We start from the raw sequence: 22046 nt of genomic DNA, 5'->3' as shown, positions 1-22046 counted from the left end.
TTTGTTATTTTGGGCAAAATTAAGGTTATTTTTAACACCGACGACAAAAAACAAAGACGTTGACTATGAAACACATTATTCCGGGGCTGTTTTTCGCACTATTGACCAGCACGCTAGCCGTGGGTCAGGTCACACTTGGAGAGATGAACCAAAACTTGCGATATTCGCGGTATTCGAGGATTGCGCTAAAAATCATCCCTCTAAAAACTGGCGACAGGGCATTCCGACTTCAGCTGGTAGCGGATAAGATCGAGGAAAATCTGGATTTTGAAAATTACCTCTTTTCCTATATGGTTGTTTCGGGCTTCCAAGAAGAAATTTCGGATGACATGGTCATTGCGCTGGATGCAGAATCGCTAAAGAAGGACACCAATCGGCACTTTGTATTTGAGGAGGAGGTGACCATTCCGGCCTCCCAAGACGCCGCCTATGCAGTCTTCATGGCAAAGGATGCCCGTCAAGGGGACGAATACATATACCATATCGATTTGATCAGTCCCTTTGTCACTGACCACCCGGAATTTGCTGCCTATTTCGGTAATGACGTGCCCTTTGACCAACCCTATCTAAATGTCGGCGAATCGCTGCTGTTTAAAGGAGGTAGAAATGTCAACTTACATCATTTTTATTACCCACAGGAATTTCCGGTGCCCCTTCCTCCCATGGAAACCAAACCGGCCCCCGTGCCGATGGAAATTGAGGTGGAGTACAAAGGCGAGTTTCTGATAAATGTACCCCAGCCATTCGAAGACAAGGGATATTACTTGGTGCAATCAGACACCAGTTCATCCACCGGTCTGCTAGTCAAAACCGCCCACAAGTCATTTCCTCGCGTGTCCACCTGGGAGGAAATGGTACAAATGGTCACCTATATTTCTACCCGCCGGGAACATGAAACCCTGCTACAAGCAGAAAACAAGAAGCTCGCGCTGGATGAATACTGGATCAGAATGACCAAAAACGAGGAGAAAGCGAAAAACCTTATTAGAGAATATTTTCGGCAGGTAGAATTTGCCAATATTCTCTTTACCGATTTTAAGGAGGGTTGGATGACCGACAGGGGCATGGTTTACATCATTATGGGCCCTCCACAGGAGGTGTATTTTCAGGCTGACAGGGAGGTCTGGAATTACCTTTCAGGCAACTCCAATTCAAAAATAACCTTTACCTTTGCGCGGATCAAAAACAATTTGACGCCAAATTACTACACATTGAACCGATCGAGGGCCTATCAGCCGGAGTGGTTTAGAAACATCACAGCATGGAGAAACGGAATAGTGGCTTTTTAATCAATAAGCAGGAAAGCCAAAAAGACTATATTTTTGGGATACGGGCGGTCATGGAAGCGCTCCATGCAGGTCAAGACATTGATAAGATCCTTGTGCTCAAGGAGCAGAAGAACGAACTGACCGATGAGTTACTTCAACTGGCCAAAGCACACCGAGTACCGGTTTCCCGGGTGCCGGACGGCAAGCTGAACCGCATTACCCGCAAAAACCATCAGGGAGTGGTGGCTTACATTTCTTCCATTGCCTATGCATCACTGGACAATGTGGTTGACGGGTGTTTCTCCAAAGGAATATCCCCTTTAATCCTGATCCTCGACCGAATTACCGACGTCAGAAATTTCGGTGCCATCTGCCGCACGGCAGAAGTAGCCGGTGTACATGCGGTGGTGATCCCGGAAAAGGGCAGTGCACAGATCAATTCCGACGCCGTGAAGACCTCCGCGGGAGCCCTGAATTTTTTGCCTGTATGCAGGTCGAGAAACCTCTACTACACGGTAAAAGACCTCAAAAAAATGGGATTAAATGTGGTCAGTGTCACCGAAAAAACGGACAGGGAGATGTATCAGGCGGATTTTTCCGCCCCCACCGCATTGGTGATGGGTTCTGAGGAAGACGGTATTTCGCAGGATTTGATGAGTATCAGCGACGAGTTTGTCAAAATCCCCATGCATGGCCACGTAGATAGCTTGAATGTATCGGTGGCCACGGGGGTAGTGATTTACGAAGCCATGCGGCAACGAAAATAATTCGTCTTACCAAAAGGGATGCAAATGGAACACTTGGCCATCATGTCCTTTTTACTGCTGTTGGGAGTTGTCATTTGGGTTTTCAGATCCCATAGAGACCAACTTTCAAAGACAGAACAGCTACAAGTCAAGGTGCAGGAGTTGCTTGTACAAAACTCCATCCTATCCCAGGAAAAAAAACATCTGGAAGAAAAACTGCGGGCGCAACAGGCAGAAACCCTTCGACTGAACGACAAAAATGCGCTGGCCTTTGAGCAATTGGCAAACCGTATCCTCGAAGAAAAATCCAGGAAGTTTTCGTTGCAAAACCAAGAAAACCTGGAACGCATCCTTCACCCTTTTGGAAAGGAGCTGGAATCGTTTCGCAACAAGGTGCAGGAGACCTATGACAAGGAATCCAAAGAGCGTTTCTCTTTGGAGCGAAGGGTCAAGGAATTGGCAGAGCTGAATCAGCAGATCAGCGAGGAGGCCCGAAACCTTGCCAATGCCCTGAAAGGGAACGCCAAAATCCGCGGCAACTGGGGAGAAGCAATACTGGAGACGATTCTTCAAAACTCCGGTCTTGAGCCGGGTCGGCATTATTACCTGCAGGAATTCTTAAAGGACGAAGCAGGGGGCTACCTTTTAGGACCCGATGGAAAACGGATGCAACCGGACGTGACGATCGTATACCCGGATCAGCGAAAAGTACTTATAGATTCGAAAGTCTCCCTGCTGGACTACGAAAGGTACTTCAGTGCCGAAAACACGGAGGGCAGAGAGGCTGCACTAAAAAGCCACCTTAGGGCTATCAAAACCCACATAGACCAACTTTCGGGAAAACAATACGAGTCATATTCGAAGGTTTTGGACTTTGTGATCATGTTCATACCTATGGAAGCTGCCTATATGACGGCAGTCCAAGCGGATCCCCAGCTTTGGGAATATGCGTATAAAAAGCGCATATTGATGATCAGTAGTAGTAATCTGATAGCCGTCCTGAAAATGATCAAAGACCTCTGGATTCGGGACGACCAAACCAAAAACACCCTGGAAATTGCCAGACGAGGAGGGCTCCTTTACGACAAATTTGCAAGCTTTTTGGGAACTTTGGAAGATTTGGGCAGAAATCTTGAACGGTCCTCTGAGGCCTACGATCAAGCCATCAAGCAACTAACATCTGGCAAAGGAAACCTCATGAGTCAGGCCGTGAAATTACGCAAAATGGGCGTTCCCTCTAAAGCGCCACTTCCGGAAAAATTTCAACGAAAACTAGAAGAGGAAGGCTAACCCTTGCCATCCAGCTCATAAAAACTCCGATCCTTTTTCCTTCGCTCCATTGAGAAATTCCCTAAACTTATGCTCCTCGCCCAGCTTGCAAATCAGCAATACGTTTTCATTTTCTGTAACAAGGTAGTCCTTTAGTCCTTGCACCACCACCAAGCGCTCCGGATTACTTTTTACGTAGCAGTTTTCGGCATCAAACAGGAGGGCATTCCCCTCAGTCACATTTCCCTGCGCCGATTTGTTTTTAAAATCATACAGCGTACGCCATGACCCTAAGTTAGACCAGCCAAAATCTCCAAGTACCACATAGACGGCATCTGACTTTACCAACACCCCCGCATTAACGGAGACGTTTTTGACCATACTGTAGGCTTTCCGCAAAAACCCCGCTTCTTCCGGAGTACCATAGTAAGCGTCCCCTTCTTCAAAAACTTCCGACATCTCGGGCATATGGGTTTCAAGAGCGCGGATGAAGCTTTGATTTTTCCATACAAAAATGCCCGAATTCCACAGAAAATCCCCGCTCTCCAAAAATGTTTGGGCCAGCGCCAAATCCGGCTTTTCCGTAAATGTTTTTACCTTTTTGGCCCGATCCGGAGTGCCGTCCAGGTATTGAATGTAACCGAATCCAGTATCCGGGCTATGAGGCTGAATACCGACCGTTATGAGCCGATGATCCGCTACGGATGCCTCTAAGGCTGCATCCAACACGTCAAAAAAAGCCGCATCGTTAAAAATCACCTGATCCGAAGGGCTGACAATAACCGTAGCATCAGGATCCAGCTGCTGTATGATATAGCTGGACAAGCAGAGCGAAGCAGCGGTATTTCGACGCAGCGGCTCCGCCACAATCTGACGTTCTTCCAGTTCCGGCAGTTGTTCTTGCACCAGCTGAACATGCCTTTTCGAGGTAACGACTAAAAAACGATCTTTGGAAAACCTAGCGGCATACCTGTCAAACGTCATTTGCAATAGCGTCCTACCGGTTCCCAATAGGTCCAAAAACTGCTTTGGTTTCGCATGCCGACTTTCGGGCCAAAGCTTTACTCCCAAGCCCCCCGCAAGGATCACAATATATGGCTGCCTACCCATAGGATTATACGATTCCCTCTTTCATCAGATCATGTATGTGCACGAAGCCCCTGAAGCGACCCGCTTCTAATGCGACCAGTTGGGTAATATTAAATTCTTTCATCTTGTTCAATGCCCGGATAGCATAATCCGACACGGCTATGGTTTTTGGGTTAACAGTCATAATATCTTTCGCCTTCACTACACTCAAATCCGGATTTTGAACCAACATACGTCTGAGATCGCCGTCGGTAATAATTCCACGTACCTTTTCTTCCTGATCCATCACTACGGTGGCCCCCAGGCGCTTGGTGCTTATTTCCAATATCACTTCCCTCAGATCCGCTTCTAGACCGACAGCAGGACGTTGATTTTTGGCCACCAAATCTCCTACCGTCATATAAAGCTGCTTGCCTAACGCACCCCCGGGGTGATAGCGTGCAAAGTCCTCCGCCGTAAACCCTCTGGCTTCCAGCAAACAGACAGCAAGTGCATCTCCCATGGCCATGTGAACCGCCGTACTAGTGGTCGGGGCCAGATTATTGGGACAGGCCTCCTGCTTGAATCCAGCGAACAGCAGGTGGTCTGCGTGTTCTGCCAGGTAACTTTCTCTTTGCGATACCAGCGCAATCAACTTGGATCCCAACCGCTTCAAAAGAGGCACTAAAACCTTTATCTCCGGTGTATTCCCACTTTTCGAAATACAAATTACAACATCTTCCTGTTTTATCATACCCAAATCTCCATGTATGGCATCAGCGGCATGTAAAAACAAGGCAGGGGTGCCGGTAGAATTCAACGTGGCAACAATCTTGCTGGCGATGATTGCGCTCTTTCCGATACCGGTCACGACTACCCTCCCCGAGGTGCCTAAAAGTACTCCAATTACCTCCTCAAACTGCTCATCAATGTACTCAACTAGCCCATTGATCGCCTCGGACTCGTTTTGAAGAACTTTTATAGCACTAAATTTAATATTTTTTGCTAACTTCAATTTTGCTGTTGTTTATCATTAAATTTGTACAAAAGTAGGAAACAATTCCTACATGCCTGCATGATAATAACGGTGTAAATCCTTAAATGAGTGACGGAGTGGATTCTACTGTAAAAGAAAATTTAAAGAAGATTTTTGGTTTTAACCAGTTTAGGGGAAACCAGGAAGCAATCGTCGATAATATCCTGAAAGGCCACAATACCTTCGTGATTATGCCGACAGGCGCAGGCAAGTCGCTTTGCTATCAGCTGCCTGCTGTGATAAAGGGAGGGACGGCGATAGTGATATCTCCGCTTATTGCCCTGATGAAGAATCAGGTCGACCAATTGAATTCCTTTGGGATTAATGCCCATTTTCTCAACTCCACGCTGAGCAAATCGGAAACAAACAAAGTGAAAAGCGAGGTCACTGCCGGTAAAACGAAACTCCTCTACGTGGCTCCTGAATCCCTTACCAAAGAGGAAAATATTCAGTTTCTAAGTAATTCAAACATCAGTTTTGTAGCTATAGACGAGGCCCATTGCATCTCGGAATGGGGACATGATTTCCGCCCTGAATACCGCAAGATCAAATCCATCATCAGTCAGGTAGGCACAAACCTGCCCGTGATAGCGCTCACCGCCACTGCCACGCCAAAGGTACAGCAGGACATCCAAAAAAACCTGCAGATGGAGGAAGCGGATCTGTTCAAGTCCTCCTTTAACAGAACCAATCTCTACTACGAGGTAAAACCGAAAATAAAAAATGAAACCAAAAAAGCGATCATCAAATACATCAAATCACACAAAGGAAAGTCCGGAATTATCTATTGCCTAAGCCGAAAGAAAGTCGAGGAAATTGCCGAGTTATTGAAGGTAAATGGCATCAACGCGGCTCCCTATCATGCAGGGCTGGACGGAAATGTGCGCATAAAAAACCAAGATGACTTTCTGAATGAGGAAGTGGACGTGATCGTGGCCACCATTGCGTTTGGCATGGGCATAGATAAACCGGATGTACGGTATGTCATCCACTACGATGTGCCCAAATCCTTGGAAGGTTATTATCAAGAGACCGGAAGGGCAGGCCGGGATGGACTAGAGGGGCACTGTTTGATGTTTTACCGATACGACGATATCGTCAAGCTGGAAAAATTCAACAAAGACAAACCTGTCAATGAGCGGGAAAATGCCAAGATCCTTCTTCAGGAAATGGCGGCCTATGCCGAAAGCTCCGTATGTCGCCGCCGTTTTCTGCTGCACTACTTCGGAGAAAAACTCGACAAAGACTGCGGGTTCTGTGACAACTGTAAAAAACCCAAGGAATCCTTTGATGGGCAAGAAGACATCCTGATGGTCATTGAGGCAGTACGAGATACGCAGCAACGGTTTAGCTTAGACCATATCGTAAGTGTACTCCGGGGAGAACTGAACGACTACGTGCGTAGTTACGGGCACGACAAGTTACCTGCGTTTGGGAAGGGTAAAGATAAAGACGAAGTACACCTTAAGACGGTGATCCGGCAAGCCATGATCTTTGGACTGCTGGAAAAAGACATCGAAAATTACGGAGTAATCCTGCTTTCCGTAGATAGTGAGGCATTTTACAAGAAGCCCTATCCGGTGATGATCAGCAAAAATCATAATTTCGAGGAAATTGCGGACACCGTTTCTTCGGAGGAAATGAGCAACTTGGGCAAGGCCTATGATGAAAAGCTATTCGAACTGCTGAAAGCAGAGAGAAAGAAAGTAGCCAAGCAAAAAGGGCTTCCGCCCTACGTGGTATTCCAGGATCCCTCGTTAGAGGAAATGGCCACGGTTTACCCTACTACCAGGGAGGAACTCGCCCAGATCAACGGGGTAGGCATGGGAAAAGTAGCCAAGTTTGGGGCCAGCTTTTTAAAGTTGATCGAAAACTACGTGGATGAAAACGAAATCATCACCGCCTCCGACGTGGTAGTAAAGTCATCTGGCACCCGATCCAAAGTTAAAATCTCGATTATCCAGCAGATAGACCGAAAAATCGATCTCGATGAAATAGCCAACAACCTAACTATCGGAATGGGGGAACTGTTGCACGAAATAGAACAGATCATCTACTCCGGGACCAAGCTTAACATCAATTACTACATACATAACATCATGGACGACGAACGAGAGGATATTCTCCATGATTATTTTATGACGGCTGAGTCAGACAACATCAGGGAAGCGTTAGGGGAATTGGAAGATGAAGATTTTTCCGAAGAAGAAATCAGGGTCTACCGGATCAAATTCATTTCCGACCACGCAAACTAAACCAAAGAATAATGAACATTTTATTGATCGGCAGCGGTGGCAGAGAACACACCTTTGCTTGGAAAATTGCGCAAAGTCCGCTTTGCGAAAAACTGTACATTGCACCAGGAAATGCGGGAACGAAAGCTTTCGGTGAAAACGTAGCGATTCATGTCACCGATTTTGTCAAAATGCAGGACTTTTGCGTGGCAAATCACGTGGAGATGGTTGTAGTAGGCCCTGAGGAGCCCCTGGTAAAAGGTCTCAGAGACCACTTTCAAGCAGATGACCGCACCAAACACATCGGCATAGTCGGTCCGGGAAAAGCGGGAGCGGAACTGGAAGGCAGCAAGGATTTTTCAAAAAAATTTATGAAAAAATACGGTATACCTACGGCGGCCTACGAGACATTCACCAAAGAAACCGTTGAGGAGGGTATCTCCTACATCAGGAAACAGCAACTACCTGTGGTGCTAAAGGCAGACGGTCTTGCAGCAGGTAAAGGTGTGTTAATATGCCCCAGCCACAAGGAGGCCGAATCAGAGTTTAAATCCATGCTACTCGAAGCGAAGTTCGGTGCTGCCTCGCAAAAGGTGGTAGTGGAGGAATTTTTGTCGGGTATAGAACTTTCGGTATTTGTGGCATTGGATGGGTCAGACTATGTGATCCTCCCGGAAGCGAAAGATTACAAGCGGATAGGTGATGGCGACACCGGACCAAATACCGGCGGAATGGGTGCTGTAAGCCCTGTTCCCTTTGCCGATGCCGATTTCATGCAAAAGGTGTCTGAACGGATTGTCTCACCCACTTTCAAAGGATTGAAAGAAGAAAACATTGATTACAAAGGATTCATCTTCATCGGCCTGATGAATCAGGGTGGAGATCCGTTTGTAATCGAATACAATGTACGAATGGGTGATCCTGAAACACAGGCAGTCCTCCCTCGTATCAAAAGCGACTTCGTAAGCCTCCTCGAAGGCATCGCCAAGGGCAACCTAAGAACGTATCAGCTCGAACTTGAGGATTTTGTGAGTGCCACGGTGGTGATGGTAGCCGGTGGCTATCCAGGAGACTACGAAAAAGGGAAACCAATAACCGGATTAACCAACACAGGAAACGACAGGGCTTTGGTGTTTCACGCGGGAACAGCCCTAAACCAATCCGGTCAGGTCATAAGCAATGGCGGACGGGTACTGGGCATTACCGGTCAAGGAAACGATTTATCTGCTGCGTTGAACAGTGCATACCGGCGAGTAAACCAAATACATTGGGAAGGTGTCAACTTCCGAAAGGATATCGGTCAAGATATCCTCCAATGGGAAAAGACAAACGTAAATGACTAAGAGGGAATAGTCCCTAAAAAATAGATATATGGCAGGATGTAGTAACTGCTCTACCGGAACTGAAAAAGTGGGGGGGTGTCAAAACAACGGCTCCTGTGGTACGAGCGAATGCAATAAAATGAACTCATTCGACTGGCTGTCTCACATGGGGCTACCGGAAGTAGATAGATTTGATATCGTAGAGGTAAAGTTTAAGGGTGGAAGGAAGGAATATTTCCGAAATGTAGATTACCTGCAAATGACCACCGGCGATCCGGTGGTGGTGGATGTACCGAATGGACATCACATCGGATACGTGTCGCTTCAGGGAGAGCTCGTACGCTTACAGATGCAGAAACGAAAAATCAAAAATGACGACAATATCCTTCGAATTTACCGGGTAGCGAGTCAAAAAGACCTAGACAAATGGCAGGAAGCAAAAAACAGGGAACTGCCCACCCTCTACCGAAGCAAACAGATCATCGATGAGCTCGGCTTGAAGATGAAGCTCTCTGACGTAGAGTACCAAGCAGACAACTCCAAGGCTACCTTTTATTATTCTGCCGAAGACCGGGTGGATTTTCGGGAACTGATAAAGATGTTGGCCTCCGAATTCAAAATACGCGTGGAAATGCGCCAAATCAGCCTAAGGCAGGAAGCCGGACGTCTGGGAGGCATTGGTGTCTGTGGCAGGGAACTTTGCTGCTCCACCTGGATCCACGATTTCAAAAGCGTAACTACATCTGCTGCGAGGTACCAAAACCTTTCATTAAATCCCAGCAAACTTTCCGGACAGTGCGGGCGTCTGAAATGCTGCCTCAACTATGAGTTGGATAGCTACATGAGCGCCCTCAAGGATATCCCTCAAGTGGACAAGCCCTTGCTCACCGAAGCCGGAAATGCCAAGCTGCAAAAAACGGACATCTTTCGAAAGCTGATGTGGTTCAGCTACAATGACGACAACAACTGGCATTCCATTGACTGTGAGCGAGTAGCTGTCATCATGGAGATGAATGCACAAGGTAAAATGCCCTTTAGCCTAAAACAAGATACTGCCGCCGACAGCGCAGATGTATTCGAAAATTCCAACAAAGACTTAGAGGCGCTGGACAAGAAGTTCAGTCAGTCTAAAAAGAAGAAAAAACGAAAGCCCAGAAAACCGGGCACCGGTGGCGACGCCCCTCAGCCTAAGTCTGCCGCTTCACCCAATGCCCCCCCCCAACCTAAGGAACGGGAGAGGCCGCCTCGTAGTAAAAAACCAAACCGGAACCAAAACCGACCCCGACCAGAAAATTCACAAACGGTGGCACCGCAAACCACCGCAGGAACCACTCCCCAAGGAGGAGAGCAGCGACGTAAAAAGAGGAGAAATAACCCTAACAGAAAGCGGGGCAATTCAGGTTCGCAAAACAACGATTCTTCCAATGGTGCTTAGGCTCATCCCCTTCTTGGTCTTGCTTACGGTATTGTCAGTTTTGGTAGGATGTGACAGCGATCGGCTATACGAATCCTACCACGACTTTCCCACGCCCAGTTGGCATTTGGAAGATTCCGTAACCTTTGAGATTTCCGGAGTGGCGGAAGATCGTGTCCTGCCTGTGATTTCGGTGCGCTTTACCGATCGATACGACTTTCACAACTTGTACCTTAAAATGGTGCTCAAAGACAGCTCGGACAGCACGATCAAAGACACACTGGTAAATATCAACTTGTTTGATTCCAAGAGCGGGAAACCCCTTGGAACAGGATTTGGCAATCGTTTCACCAAGTACGACACGCTTACTACTTCGGGTTCGGAAATCATTAACGCGAAAAAAGTCCAGTTCATCCAATACATGCGAAAAGAATCTATAGAGGGAATAGAATCCCTTGGGCTTAAGTTGATCCGAAGTGGTAACTAGTCGGATGTAGGAGGTACCCTCAGGGTGACTTATGCCCCAACTTTGTCTGTAAGATATCTTCCCTATCCACCCAATACTGCCTGCTAAAAAGGTAAATGAGGTTCCAACTCTTTTGACGAAGTAGTCTAGGTTGGTATACGAGAGATTCCTTGGCCCCCGAGGCATCAAAAAAACGTTGATCATCTGTCAGTATGGCGGCATTTACCCGTCCTTGGTCAGCAACCTGCAAGTCCATCACTTTGGGGTAGTGGTTTTCTTCGACAGTATGGCTACCATAAGTGCCTTTGAGCAAATCTTTCAATGCCCACTGCACATCAAACTGAGGAGGTAATAGGCGTGAAACCTCCAAGCTGCCTTGTGCACAAATGGTTTCTACGTAACGTATGTAGTCCCGCAGCAATCCGATACCTCTGTTTGCTGTTTGCGAATCTTTGAAATCAGCGGAATCCATGCTGGTGACCAGGATGACTTGCTTCTTTGCCCGGGTGACCGCCACATTTAGGCGGTTTTCACCGCTCTTACGGGCCAACAAGCCAAAATTAGCGGTAAATTTTCCTTGCGCATTTCTGGCATAACCAACCGAAAACACCACGAAGTCAAACTCATCTCCCTGCACATTCTCAATATTTCGTACGGTCACTTCATCCGTCAGCAACCCCTCCGCTTCCAACAACTCCAAGATGAGCACCATTTGGAAATAATTAAACGTAATCACGCCAATTCGACTACCAACCTGCTCGGCCCTCAGTCCCTTTACTTGCAAAACTACTTCCGCTGCTTCAACCCGATTGGTTTGGTTTTGCCAAATACCCTGACACTTCACCAAGCGAAATGGCATTACCTGCTTATTAAGTGATTCCATTTCGGGTATCATGGCCAGCCTTCCCTCGTAAAATGCTTGATTTGAAAAATGAATCAACGGAAGGTATTGACTTCGATAATGGGTGGTAAGCCAATACACCGGAAAGTAACGTTCTGCCATTTCCAGTAGAGAATCCAACTCCAGCTCGGGAAGATCTTCCTCGGACTCCAAGCGTACCTTGTACAAGTCTATTGGCTGAAGCTGCTTGCGATCACCAGCTATTACCACCTGTCGACCACGCAGCATGGCCGGAAGCGCTCGCTCAAAATAACACTGAGAAGCTTCGTCAAAAATCACCAAATCAAAGTATTGCTGCATTGGAAAGAGTGCCGAAGCAGTTTCAGGAGAAGTCAACCAACACGGCATTAGCTTAAAAAGCTCTGCGTGGTAGACTTCAACCAACTTTTTGACCGGCCAAACAGCCTTCTTTTTGGTCACCTGATGGTTTAGATCCCGGTAAGTTACCAGGTTATTGAGCCGGTTGTACTCCAGATTTTTACATACCTCCTCCCTCAGCCTCAACTCAACAATAAACCGGGCAGTCTTATCCTTCTCCTCCACTGCCTGTTGAAACTCCTCAATGAAACTGCGTACATGAGGTCCATTGATCTCTTTCAATACCGGATACTTGGTTTCGATATAGTCTATCCAAGCGATCTTCAGACTGTCTATAAAGATGGATTCCAATGCATCTATCGAATAGTCCGGAAAGGTATCTGCCAACTTTTTCATCAGATCGAGATGTGTCGCCGAGAGCCTGCTCTTTAACGCATCGTACCGAATGAGGGCATCCAAATCCTGCCGGATAGTCCCGGTCAATGGCAGCAGCCTATCTTCGTCGGGTGTGCCCAATAAGTGCTTTAACTGGACATCTGAAAAACAAGACCGCCACCTAGGAACCTGCTGCAATCCCCACTTATTCAGCCTGACCAGCTCCTTAAGCGTGGAATAAAACCGACCATAGCTGATGCGTGGACTATAGATATAGGAGGGCAAAATACCTAAATCGGACATGATAAAGCGGGCCCTCACTGCACGAACGAGCAAATTGACTTCCTGATCAAAAGCCTCTATGGAAAACGGTTTTCCGGGCAATTTTATCCAAGGTTTCTGCTGCAACAGGGTATACTGGTGATTGAGATTCAGGCGGGTTTCAAGCATTTCTACCAATATACCTATCCCTTCCTTATTCTTCTTAAGGTCATTAAGCTCCAGCAGGTTTAAAATATCCCAAAACTTCTTGGATTCCCACCGGATACGTACCCGTCCCCACCAGCTGGCCATAAGCGCTTCAAGCTGTAGTGCCTTCCCAAAGATATCCTCTACCTCCCCGTCCTTGGTATGCCATTCGATCCCGGTGGATTGAAACAGCTTGTGTATGGTATCTGATTTGTTATCCAACCAAAGTAAATCGAAATCCGTCTTTGGAAATTCCATCAAGCGCTGCATCCGGTCAAAAACGGGCTGATCCTCCATTAGCTGCATCAGTTCCGCAAGCCGATCCCGGTGTTCAAACGACTGATAAATCAAGCTGAAATCAAAATTCTCTCCCAATAGCGCAAACAAATCCTGTTCGGCAGCCCGCTTCACCTCGATGATCTCTGAGAGGGTCGTGTGGAAAGCCCCCAAATCGCCAAGTTTAAATCCGGCAAAATCCACCCGATGAAACCAAAAGGACGAGTGGTAATCGTACTTCTTATAGCTGGGATGAAAAACCCGAAAGTCTTGAATAAATCCATCCAGGTCGTTAAATGAAAAGCCCCTGAAATGCCCCCCAAGACCAATGGTTTCCCCGTCAGAGGCCGCCTGTAGATACAACTGTTTGATGGGAAGGGCACATTCACGCATGTCATACAACGCCTCTCTGTACTCGTCAAAAAATTCCCGGTGCTTTTCGATCACCCGAGCATGTAAGCTGAAGGAACGCTCCAGTTGAATGGCATTTATCGAGCGATTAAGCTCCTGATAGTTTTCCAGAGATGCTATCTGGTGGGCTATCTTTTTGTACAGGCTTTTTCGGTCTCCCCTAAAATCATGTATCAGTGCGGCAAAATTGGCAAATCCCTGTCCAGCCAATCGGGCGTAAACTACGTCCAACGCAGCCCGCTTCTGGGAAACTACCAGCACCTTTTTGCCCCTAGATGTAAAATCGCCTACCAAATTACATATCAATTGGGATTTGCCCGTCCCAGGGGGACCCTGCACCACGCAAGACATTCCCTGCTTCACTGCCTGCAAAACCTGCTCTTGTGGTGCATCTAATGGAAGTGTATTGTAAGTAGTATCCTCTCTAACTGGCGTAGTGGAGGGCTCTATGCTGGCAAAGCGATCCTCAAACAGCGCATCCAAACTCCTATGCTCGGTATGTGCGATAAGTTGGGAATAATCGTCCATTAGAAATGAACTCTTCTGAGAAAACTGACCCAGAACAGCGTAGGGCTGCAACTTGAGGATTCCTATCTGAAATACTTCTTGAAAATAAGACCGGGACTCTTCAAAAAAAATTTCCAACCGATCCTGATAGATTTCACGGTTGAAGTTAAGCACAAGTGCCTTGTGGAGGTGGTGGTACAGGTCAGTTCGGAAGCCTCTAGGATCCTTGGAAAAATCCTCCAGAGACTGTTCCAGCCATTCCTTGCTCAACGTCTTACCCTCTGCCTGCGCATAGGCCAGCAAAAATGCCGGATTGATAAAGGGCTGTTCACCTACATGCTTCCGCAGATACCATACATTGTCTTCCAACTCCAGCGTAACCGGAAAGAAAATAAGCGGACACCGTACCAGCTGCTCATTTGAAAACTTCCCCTCCACAAAGGGCCAACCTACAAACAGACTGCGCTCCCCGCTTTCCTCCTCCATAAACCTCACCTGATGATACAGGCGCTTCAGGCGTTGGGAAAGTCGGTTGACATTTTGATCACGGGCATCATTTCCCACAATCAGGGGGATATTTCGCTTACGTCCGAGGAGCTCAGTGATGTAATAAAATGCGGGATGATTGTTCAAAAAATGAAAATCCTTCAAATCGATCATCTGCTGCTGAACCAATTTGGGCAAAAAAATTGAGCGATTGTTTGACGAAAGATCAACCAACCTGTTTTTGTATACCTGAAAAATATCCTGTAGCATAGGCAATTACTTAAATGGGGAATCCTTTTCCTTGGCCATGTGGTTATAGACAATGGTATCCATCATTCCAGGCACCCACTTGTTGAGAAAATGTGCCAGTTTCCCTTCCCGGGTCAGTACCAAATCCCTTCTTCGCTTGAGGGTAGCCACTAGTATGGCTTCGGCTACTTCCTCTGCACTCATCATCTTGGTTTCATCCCGTGGCGACTCCTGCTGCGCCGATCCATCCGCGGTCAATGCCTTGTTACGGATATTGGATGCGGTGAAGCCTGGACAAGCCACGAGCACGTGCACCCCCCTTTTCATTACTTCCGTTCGAAGCGACTCAAAGAAACCGTTCATGGCAAATTTACTGGCCGTATAGGCCGTTCGGGCAGGAGTACCCCGAAAACCGTTGATGGAAGACACCGCGATTATAGAGCCTTTTCGCTTCAGGATTTCCGGCAAACAGGCCTTTGTCAGGTAAACTGCGCCCCAAAAATTGGTATCCATCACTTGGTGAAAAACGCTTAGGTCCAGATCTTCAAACAATGCCCGCATGGAAATCCCCGCATTGTTGACGAGTACATCGATCCTTCCAAAGTGGCTGATTGCTTCCTGCGCTACACGCTCATTTTCCTCCTGATCAGCCGCATCAGCCATTACTCCATACACCTCTATACCGGCTTCCTGTAGCTGAATCAAGGTATTATCTAGCCGAGCTTGGCTTCTACCCGTAATGACTACCTTGGCGCCAGCTTTGCCAAAAGCAAAGGCACAGGCCCTTCCGATGCCAGAGGTGGCTCCTGTCACAATGACTACTTTGTCTTTCAGTTTCATGAGGTATTGATTCGTATATCGAGCTAAATTAGAAAATATTTTGAGGAAATCGGTTGGTTTATTGAGCGGATTCAAAACCAAGCTTGCAAATAGGGCCCTTAAATCGGCTTTTCTAGGTCGGCAACACGGGAGGTAGACGAATTCCGACAAGAAAAATGTAGATCAATTCAGTCCATCGCCTAAATTCCATAATTTTGCAGCCTATGTCGCGAAAAATGAAAAACCAAATCCTCAAAGGCCTCACCATTGAACGGATTGCCTCTGAGGGAAAATGTGTGGCACACTATGAAGGCAAAGTGGTTTTTGTACAGCAGGTAGCACCGGGAGACATTGTAGATGTACGGGTGACCAAAGGAAGAAACAGCTACTTAGAAGCAGAAGCCATCCACATACAGCACTATTCCCCCGATAGGTCCGAACCCTTTTGCAGTCATTTTGGTGTGTGCGGAGGCTGCAAGTGGCAGCATATTTCCTATCCACTGCAGCTTAGTTACAAAAGACAGCAGGTCATTGATCAATTTGAACGCATAGCCAAAGTACCCATTCCGGAAGTGCTGCCCATCATCGGAGCCTCCGAAAGTACGTATTACCGAAACAAGCTTGACTTCACCTTTTCCAGTAACCGTTGGCTGACCAGCGAAGAAATCGCCAGTGGCGAGGAATTTGAGCGTAATGCCTTGGGTTTCCACGTTCCCAAACGTTTTGACAAAATCGTTGACATTAGTCATTGCTACCTACAGGGAGGGATCTCCAACGAGGTGCGCAACAAACTCAGGGATTATGCCCTGGCAAAAGGGTTTAGCTTTTACGACCTTATTAAGCAACAAGGGCTACTCCGAAACCTGATCATCCGCAGCACCCTTAGTGGCCAGACAATGGTCATCGTCCAGTTCGGTGAAGAAAACCCGGAAGCTATTCGGGATGTAATGGCATTTCTACAAGGGGAGTTTCCAGAAATCACTTCGCTGCTATACATCATAAACCAGAAAAAGAACGAAACCTTCCATGATTTGGAGGTGCATACCTTTTCAGGCAAACCCTACATGGAAGAAGAGATGGAGGGACTGATTTTTCGGGTAGGTCCCAAATCCTTTTACCAGACCAACCCCGCCCAAGCACATAGACTCTATGAGGTGGCGCGGGAGTTTGCCGGCCTTACCGGTGATGAGGTCGTTTACGACTTATATACCGGTACCGGCACCATCGCCAATTTTGTTGCCAAAAAGGCCAAACAGGTGATTGGCATCGAATACGTGGAAGAGGCCATCGCTGACGCAAAAATCAACGCCACCGAAAACGGGTTGACCAACACGTTGTTTTACGCCGGCGACATGAAAGACCTGTTAAATGCGGATTTTATTGAGCGCCATGCCGCTCCAGATGTGGTGATCACTGATCCACCCAGAGCTGGTATGCACGACGATGTGATCCAAACCCTGCTCCAATTAGCCGCTCCCAAGATCGTGTATGTAAGCTGCAATCCGGCCACACAGGCAAGGGACGTAGCCCTGCTATCGGAAAAATACGATGTGCGCGCTGTACAACCTGTGGATATGTTTCCGCAAACGTATCACGTGGAAAACGTTGTCCTATTAACTAAAAAGCCTAATCTATGAGAGACGAAAACGATCCCGAACTTAACGGCAAATACCTAGGGACCATCAGTTCCGATTTTGTGAAAATTTGCGACACACTAAAGGAAGCCTCCTACCAGGTGCGGTCTCGGAAATTTTCGGATTATCCCATCTTTCCGATAAGCAAAGTAGCACAACCTATTGGGCAACTCCTGCTGGATCAGCAAAAGGCACAGACGGTATGGAATTATTACATCACCTATGTGGATGAATTTGTACAACGAAAACTGATCAAAGAGGATGCCTTGGAACACTTCAAAAGCACCTACAAGGATCCCGATGAGTATTGTTGCCTTTTTGTGGTAGACGAGGAGTTTACGAATTTCCTCTACATCCCCTATCCCAATGACTAAGCATCACTGGGCTTAGGGCTACGAAATCAGAAATGCTTCCAGCCTTGGGCCTTCAGGGGTACAGCCGTACCGCTTTTGGTGACAAGTTGTTTTCCTTCTTCAGGGGCATTCACGTGGCCGATGAAGTGAATATCCGGATGCTTTTCGAGTTTGGCGTAGTTGCTTGGGGAAATGGTAAACAGTAATTCGTAATCCTCCCCCCCATTAAGCACCGCAGTGACGGGATCCATGTTGAATTCCACCGCCACATCGTAGGTTTCCTTGTCTATGGGAAGTTTGTCTTCGTAAATGGTGACTCCCACCCCCGAGGCCTTGGAGATGTGAAATAGTTCGGAGGCCAAACCGTCCGAAATATCCATCATGCTGCTCGGTACCACACCCAGATCCCTTAATTCGTGAACGATATCCATGCGGGCATCCGGCCTTAGTTGCCGGCTGGTGATATAGGCATACTTATCCAAGTCTGGACGCATGTCTGGGTTGGCCAAAAAAACCTGCTTCTCGCGTTCCAGGACCTGCAATCCCATCAACGCCCCTCCCAGATCTCCGGTAACGCAAATGATGTCGTTGACCTTGGCGCCGGAGCGGTAGACCACGCTCTCTTTGGTTGTTTCGCCCAATGCCGTGATGGAAATAACCAAGCCGGACCTAGAGGCAGTGGTATCACCTCCTATCAGGTCCACGTTGTAATGTTTGGCGGCCAACTGAATCCCCTGGTACAGTTCTTCAACCGCCTCCACAGAAAATCGATTGGAAAGGGCAATGCTGACAGTGATCTCCTTAGGCACCGCATTCATGGCAGCCACATCGCTCACATTGACCGCTACGGCTTTGAATCCCAAATGCTTCAAGGGGCAATAGGACAAATCAAAATGCACCCCCTCTACCAACAGATCAGTGGTAACCACCCGGTAGCTGTCTCCACAATCAATGACAGCCGCGTCATCGCCCACTCCCTTGATGGTCGTATCGTGGTAAATTTCGATTTGCTCCCGCAGCCTTTCGATTAAGCCAAACTCACCCAATTCACTGATTTCTGTACGTTTAGACATCTTCTTCGCTCGATTTTATCTCTTGACATAGCTCCACCAGCACGCCGTTGGCACTGGCTGGGTGCAAAAATACAACTAATTTATTATCGGCACCCATTTTGGGCTTCTCTGAAAGTAAGGTAAAGCCTTCTCCGCGCAGGCGCTCCATTTCCGTATAAATGTCCTCCACTGCAAAGGCTATGTGGTGCATGCCTTCCTTGCCCCGCTGTAGAAACTTGGCGATCGGACTACCTTCGTGGGTAGCCTGAAGCAGTTCTACCTTGCTCTCTCCCACTCGAAAGAACGAGGTGATCACCCCCTCAGCCTCCACGGTTTCCTGCTTGTAGGGCCCTTCCCCGAGCAACTTCTCAAATAGTGCATTGGAGGTCTCGAGGTCCTTTACGGCGATACCGATATGTTCAATTTTCATGTGTCGGGAACGTTATGATGCTTAAAGGTAAAGGATTATTCATTGTTTTAATACTCCCCTAAAACGGAACCAGAGGTTTAACTTAGCATTGCAAAAGCTGATTTTGGAATTACCGTGTTTAACTTTACACCCAAATGGCGTTGTTTCATAGGAGTTTTGGATTTTCGGTCTAAAAGGGGGAGAAAATGAGTTTCACCTGATCATTGACCACAGAAGAAGTACTTTCCTGCAATCTATTTAGATCTTTCTTGAAGAAAAAATAGTCGCATAAATCCTTTTCAATGAATCCATATCCTTCGCTGTAATCTTTGGGGGTATTTTTGGTTATACCATGCTACAAAAGAAAGCACCTCGTCGATCTGCTCATATAGGATCAATGCTTCTTTCAAATCCTCAAAGGTTTCAAGCCAATCAATTTCCAAATCCGGAAAATGCTGTGTCAGCCAAAAAATACGCTATAAGCGTTGGTAAACCTCCCTACCCACTCAGGAAGGTCTATCCAGAAAAAAATACCGATTCCAGTTGAATGAAATGAATTTTTCAACCAGTATTTCGGTTAAAAAAGAGCGTAACCGTTAACTTTGTGTTACATAACCAATCAACTCATCTATGATTACCGTTTCAGAAAAAGCGAAAGAGCGTATCTTGGAATTAAAGCAAATCGAGAACCGAGCCGACCAAGACAATATCCGAGTGTCTGTGAAAGGTGGTGGCTGTTCAGGGCTGATGTATGATTTGGGTTTTGACAGTCAGCTTACCGACACCGATCAGGTATTTGAGGATAAAGGCGTTAAGATCATCGTTGACAGGAAAAGCCTCCTTTATTTGGCAGGCACTACCTTGGAATTTTCAGATGGCTTGAACGGAAAAGGATTTCAATTCGTAAACCCCAACGCCAGCCGAACCTGTGGCTGTGGCGAGAGTTTTTCCGTTTGACACATCGGCGCACTTCGCTTACGAATTCGCGGCGGAATCCGGCACATATATATTGAAGGCCAGACTATTTGCCATTTTTTAGGCATTCTGGCCTTTTTTCTTGCATGCCAACACCCTCGCCCATTTACAACACGTTAAAAAAAACCACCCTATCCACATGCCAGAAGAAACAAAAAAAATCACGCTCCATGGTGTCCACTGCGCGCTAGGAGCTAAAATGGTTCCATTTGCAGGCTTTGATATGCCTGTGCGGTACACCTCTGATATCGAGGAACACAAGATGGTCAGGGAGAAAGTGGGCGTGTTTGATGTATCCCACATGGGAGAATTTTTGGTCACAGGCCCCCAAGCCCTCGCGCTTATTCAGCTAGTGACCTCCAACGACGCCGCTACGCTACGAATAGGCCAAGCCCAGTATTCTTGCTTCCCCAATGAAACAGGGGGGATCGTGGATGACCTGCTGGTCTACAAAATGGACGAAGAGGCTTACATGCTTGTCGTGAACGCCTCCAACATCGAAAAGGATTGGGCTTGGATCAATCAGCACAATAGTATGGGAGCCGAGTTGGAAAACATATCTGACCAAATCTCCCTATTTGCCGTGCAGGGACCACTGGCAAAAGAAGTCCTGCAGCCACTTACCGATGTGGATCTAAACGCTATTCCCTTTTACCATTTCGCTGTAGGCACCCTCGCTGGAAAAAACGACGTCATCATTTCTGCCACTGGATATACCGGAGCGGGTGGATTCGAACTGTACGTGAAAAATCAGGATGCATTGGACGTCTGGAATGCCGTCTTTGCTGCCGGCGAAGGCGTAGGAATCAAGCCTATTGGCTTGGGAGCCAGGGATACCCTACGCCTAGAAATGGGATACTGTCTGTATGGAAACGACATCACCGATGAAACTTCCCCCATAGAAGCCGGGCTGGGCTGGATTACCAAATTCACTAAGGATTTTATCAACGCCGAGCAACTGAAAAAGCAAAAGGAATCCGGTGTGAGCAGAAAGTTAGTAGGATTCAAGTTAGGGGAAAAAGGCATTCCTCGTTCCCACTATCCCATTCTAAACGCCGAGGGCGGCGTGATCGGAGAGGTAACCTCCGGAACCCAATCCCCAAGCATGGGTATCGGCATAGGGTTGGGCTATGTGGAAACCTCCTACGCCAAACCGGGCACCCAAGTAGCCATCGGCATCCGGAACAAGACCATCCAAGCCACTATTCAAAAACTGCCCCTTTTGGCGCAATAAATACGTCCTTTACAAAGATGAATTCATTGGAAATCTGTTTCAGTCCCGAACTGATACACCTGCACGACCTCCGCGGAAAAGCGGTGGTCGTCGTTGATATTTTCAGAGCGACCTCCACCATGGTCACTGCCTTGGCAAATGGGGTGATCAGTATCCGTCCGGTCGAAGACCTGGAATCCTGCCGCTCATTGCAGGAAAAAGGCTACGTAACTGCAGGTGAGCGCAACGGACATAAAGCGGAAGGATTCGAATTGGGAAATTCACCATTGAGCTACCTTCATAACACCTACGCAGGTCGACGTGTCGCCATGACCACGACCAATGGGACCGTAGCCATAGAGCGTTCCAAGGGCCATGCCGACGAGATCCTGATCGGGGCATTTTTAAACCTAAACGCCACTGCCACCTACCTACTTGAAATTAATAAGCCTGTCTTGATACTTTGTGCCGGCTGGAAAGGGAAATTTAACCTCGAGGACTCATTGTACGCAGGTGCATTGGCATCCTTGCTCCAGTTTTCCTATGATTGCGACGGTACGCTCGCCATGGAAACACTGTACCAACATGTACAGGATGACCTGTCGGGATTTCTCAAGAAAGCATCCCACGCCAAACGACTTCAGAATTACAATATTGAAGCAGATATTGACTTTTGTCTTACTTTGGACAAATACAATTTGGTTTGCAAACAGGTAGGTGAAGAAATTAGCGCACAAAAAAGCCCTCACCACTATTAGGATAGGGTGAGGACTTTCG

At 47.3% G+C, this 22046-nt stretch carries 18 protein-coding genes; 12 read left to right on the top strand and 6 right to left on the bottom strand.

Annotated elements, in window-relative coordinates:
* Window positions 1–65 precede the first annotated feature (65 nt).
* The 3 genes from IAQ59_RS09025 to IAQ59_RS09015 are packed head-to-tail and all read left to right on the top strand — an operon-like array spanning window position 66 to window position 3304.
* Complete coding sequence (locus IAQ59_RS09025; protein ID WP_209330472.1) at window positions 66–1289, top strand: GWxTD domain-containing protein; 1224 nt, start codon at window positions 66–68, stop codon at window positions 1287–1289.
* Window positions 1262–2035: a 23S rRNA (guanosine(2251)-2'-O)-methyltransferase RlmB gene (gene rlmB / locus IAQ59_RS09020; protein ID WP_209330471.1), complete on the top strand. Its 774-nt coding sequence runs from the start codon at window positions 1262–1264 to the stop codon at window positions 2033–2035. The genes IAQ59_RS09025 and rlmB overlap by 28 nt, the downstream gene beginning before the upstream one ends.
* A 24-nt stretch (window positions 2036–2059) precedes the next feature.
* Window positions 2060–3304: a DNA recombination protein RmuC gene (locus IAQ59_RS09015; protein ID WP_209330470.1), complete on the top strand. Its 1245-nt coding sequence runs from the start codon at window positions 2060–2062 to the stop codon at window positions 3302–3304.
* A gap of 15 nt (window positions 3305–3319) precedes the next feature.
* On the opposite strand, the gene IAQ59_RS09010 is transcribed toward IAQ59_RS09015, so the two are convergent.
* On the bottom strand, window positions 3320–4393 hold the full coding sequence (locus IAQ59_RS09010; RefSeq protein ID WP_209330469.1) for a mannose-1-phosphate guanylyltransferase: 1074 nt from the start codon (window positions 4391–4393) through the stop codon (window positions 3320–3322).
* A gap of 4 nt (window positions 4394–4397) precedes the next feature.
* Window positions 4398–5366 (bottom strand): KpsF/GutQ family sugar-phosphate isomerase, encoded by a 969-nt coding sequence (locus IAQ59_RS09005; RefSeq protein WP_209330468.1) that lies wholly within the window; start codon window positions 5364–5366, stop codon window positions 4398–4400.
* Between the two features lie 98 nt (window positions 5367–5464).
* Here IAQ59_RS09005 and recQ point away from each other — a divergent pair, with 98 nt between their 5' ends.
* From recQ to IAQ59_RS08985, 4 genes are read left to right on the top strand one after another with little or no spacing between them, the layout of a single operon-like run.
* Window positions 5465–7642: a DNA helicase RecQ gene (gene recQ / locus IAQ59_RS09000; RefSeq protein ID WP_209330625.1), complete on the top strand. Its 2178-nt coding sequence runs from the start codon at window positions 5465–5467 to the stop codon at window positions 7640–7642.
* An 11-nt stretch (window positions 7643–7653) separates the two neighbouring features.
* Entirely contained in the window at window positions 7654–8964 is a 1311-nt protein-coding gene (gene purD, locus IAQ59_RS08995; protein WP_209330467.1) for a phosphoribosylamine--glycine ligase, read from the top strand.
* A 28-nt stretch (window positions 8965–8992) separates the two neighbouring features.
* The gene (ricT, locus tag IAQ59_RS08990; RefSeq protein WP_209330466.1) at window positions 8993–10378 is read left to right on the top strand and encodes a regulatory iron-sulfur-containing complex subunit RicT; all 1386 of its coding nucleotides are present in this window, start codon (window positions 8993–8995) and stop codon (window positions 10376–10378) included.
* Entirely contained in the window at window positions 10368–10844 is a 477-nt protein-coding gene (locus IAQ59_RS08985) for a gliding motility lipoprotein GldH (RefSeq protein WP_209330465.1), read from the top strand. The genes ricT and IAQ59_RS08985 overlap by 11 nt, the downstream gene beginning before the upstream one ends.
* A 19-nt stretch (window positions 10845–10863) precedes the next feature.
* Here IAQ59_RS08985 and IAQ59_RS08980 read toward each other — a convergent pair whose 3' ends face one another.
* Together IAQ59_RS08980 and IAQ59_RS08975 are read right to left on the bottom strand one after the other, a co-directional pair.
* Window positions 10864–14739 carry an AAA domain-containing protein gene (locus IAQ59_RS08980; protein ID WP_245189516.1) on the bottom strand — a complete coding sequence of 1292 codons (3876 nt, stop codon included), beginning with the start codon at window positions 14737–14739 and terminating at the stop codon, window positions 10864–10866.
* Window positions 14740–14841: 102 nt separating this feature from the next.
* On the bottom strand, window positions 14842–15654 hold the full coding sequence (locus tag IAQ59_RS08975; protein ID WP_209330463.1) for an SDR family oxidoreductase: 813 nt from the start codon (window positions 15652–15654) through the stop codon (window positions 14842–14844).
* A 203-nt stretch (window positions 15655–15857) separates the two neighbouring features.
* Between IAQ59_RS08975 and rlmD the strand changes: the two genes are divergently transcribed.
* Both rlmD and IAQ59_RS08965 read left to right on the top strand, forming a co-directional pair.
* Entirely contained in the window at window positions 15858–17270 is a 1413-nt protein-coding gene (gene rlmD / locus IAQ59_RS08970; protein WP_209330462.1) for a 23S rRNA (uracil(1939)-C(5))-methyltransferase RlmD, read from the top strand.
* A complete protein-coding gene (locus IAQ59_RS08965; RefSeq protein ID WP_209330461.1) occupies window positions 17267–17641 on the top strand; it encodes a hypothetical protein in 375 nt (124 codons plus the stop codon). The genes rlmD and IAQ59_RS08965 overlap by 4 nt, the downstream gene beginning before the upstream one ends.
* A gap of 26 nt (window positions 17642–17667) precedes the next feature.
* On the opposite strand, the gene thiL is transcribed toward IAQ59_RS08965, so the two are convergent.
* Complete coding sequence (gene thiL / locus IAQ59_RS08960; protein WP_209330460.1) at window positions 17668–18693, bottom strand: thiamine-phosphate kinase; 1026 nt, start codon at window positions 18691–18693, stop codon at window positions 17668–17670.
* Window positions 18686–19102 (bottom strand): methylmalonyl-CoA epimerase, encoded by a 417-nt coding sequence (mce, locus tag IAQ59_RS08955; RefSeq protein ID WP_209330459.1) that lies wholly within the window; start codon window positions 19100–19102, stop codon window positions 18686–18688. The genes thiL and mce overlap by 8 nt, the downstream gene beginning before the upstream one ends.
* A gap of 609 nt (window positions 19103–19711) precedes the next feature.
* Here mce and IAQ59_RS08950 point away from each other — a divergent pair.
* From IAQ59_RS08950 to IAQ59_RS08940, 3 genes are all read left to right on the top strand, one after another.
* Window positions 19712–20038, top strand: coding sequence for a HesB/IscA family protein (locus IAQ59_RS08950; RefSeq protein ID WP_209330458.1), 327 nt, complete (start codon window positions 19712–19714; stop codon window positions 20036–20038).
* A gap of 157 nt (window positions 20039–20195) precedes the next feature.
* Window positions 20196–21290 carry a glycine cleavage system aminomethyltransferase GcvT gene (gene gcvT, locus IAQ59_RS08945; protein ID WP_209330457.1) on the top strand — a complete coding sequence of 365 codons (1095 nt, stop codon included), beginning with the start codon at window positions 20196–20198 and terminating at the stop codon, window positions 21288–21290.
* Between the two features lie 17 nt (window positions 21291–21307).
* Window positions 21308–22027, top strand: coding sequence for a 2-phosphosulfolactate phosphatase (locus IAQ59_RS08940; protein WP_209330456.1), 720 nt, complete (start codon window positions 21308–21310; stop codon window positions 22025–22027).
* Window positions 22028–22046: the final 19 nt, after the last annotated feature.

The sequence above is a fragment of the Lunatimonas salinarum genome, from assembly GCF_017811155.1.
Taxonomy (GTDB): Bacteria; Bacteroidota; Bacteroidia; order Cytophagales; family Cyclobacteriaceae; genus Lunatimonas; species Lunatimonas salinarum.
This window is presented reverse-complemented; position numbering and strand designations above follow the sequence as displayed.

Bases quoted from the DNA above. Each gene is read 5' to 3' on its own strand.
- thiL (WP_209330460.1), bottom strand. From the start codon at position 18,693: ATGTCTAAACGTACAGAAATCAGTGAATTGGGTGAGTTTGGCTTAATC.
- IAQ59_RS09010 (WP_209330469.1), bottom strand. From the start codon at position 4,393: ATGGGTAGGCAGCCATATATTGTGATCCTTGCGGGGGGCTTGGGAGTA.
- IAQ59_RS08980 (WP_245189516.1), bottom strand. From the start codon at position 14,739: ATGATCGATTTGAAGGATTTTCATTTTTTGAACAATCATCCCGCATTT.
- IAQ59_RS09025 (WP_209330472.1), top strand. From the start codon at position 66: ATGAAACACATTATTCCGGGGCTGTTTTTCGCACTATTGACCAGCACG.
- IAQ59_RS08975 (WP_209330463.1), bottom strand. From the start codon at position 15,654: ATGAAACTGAAAGACAAAGTAGTCATTGTGACAGGAGCCACCTCTGGC.
- IAQ59_RS08940 (WP_209330456.1), top strand. From the start codon at position 21,308: ATGAATTCATTGGAAATCTGTTTCAGTCCCGAACTGATACACCTGCAC.
- IAQ59_RS09015 (WP_209330470.1), top strand. From the start codon at position 2,060: ATGGAACACTTGGCCATCATGTCCTTTTTACTGCTGTTGGGAGTTGTC.
- mce (WP_209330459.1), bottom strand. From the start codon at position 19,102: ATGAAAATTGAACATATCGGTATCGCCGTAAAGGACCTCGAGACCTCC.
- IAQ59_RS08985 (WP_209330465.1), top strand. From the start codon at position 10,368: ATGGTGCTTAGGCTCATCCCCTTCTTGGTCTTGCTTACGGTATTGTCA.
- ricT (WP_209330466.1), top strand. From the start codon at position 8,993: ATGGCAGGATGTAGTAACTGCTCTACCGGAACTGAAAAAGTGGGGGGG.
- IAQ59_RS08965 (WP_209330461.1), top strand. From the start codon at position 17,267: ATGAGAGACGAAAACGATCCCGAACTTAACGGCAAATACCTAGGGACC.
- rlmB (WP_209330471.1), top strand. From the start codon at position 1,262: ATGGAGAAACGGAATAGTGGCTTTTTAATCAATAAGCAGGAAAGCCAA.
- gcvT (WP_209330457.1), top strand. From the start codon at position 20,196: ATGCCAGAAGAAACAAAAAAAATCACGCTCCATGGTGTCCACTGCGCG.
- IAQ59_RS08950 (WP_209330458.1), top strand. From the start codon at position 19,712: ATGATTACCGTTTCAGAAAAAGCGAAAGAGCGTATCTTGGAATTAAAG.
- purD (WP_209330467.1), top strand. From the start codon at position 7,654: ATGAACATTTTATTGATCGGCAGCGGTGGCAGAGAACACACCTTTGCT.
- rlmD (WP_209330462.1), top strand. From the start codon at position 15,858: ATGTCGCGAAAAATGAAAAACCAAATCCTCAAAGGCCTCACCATTGAA.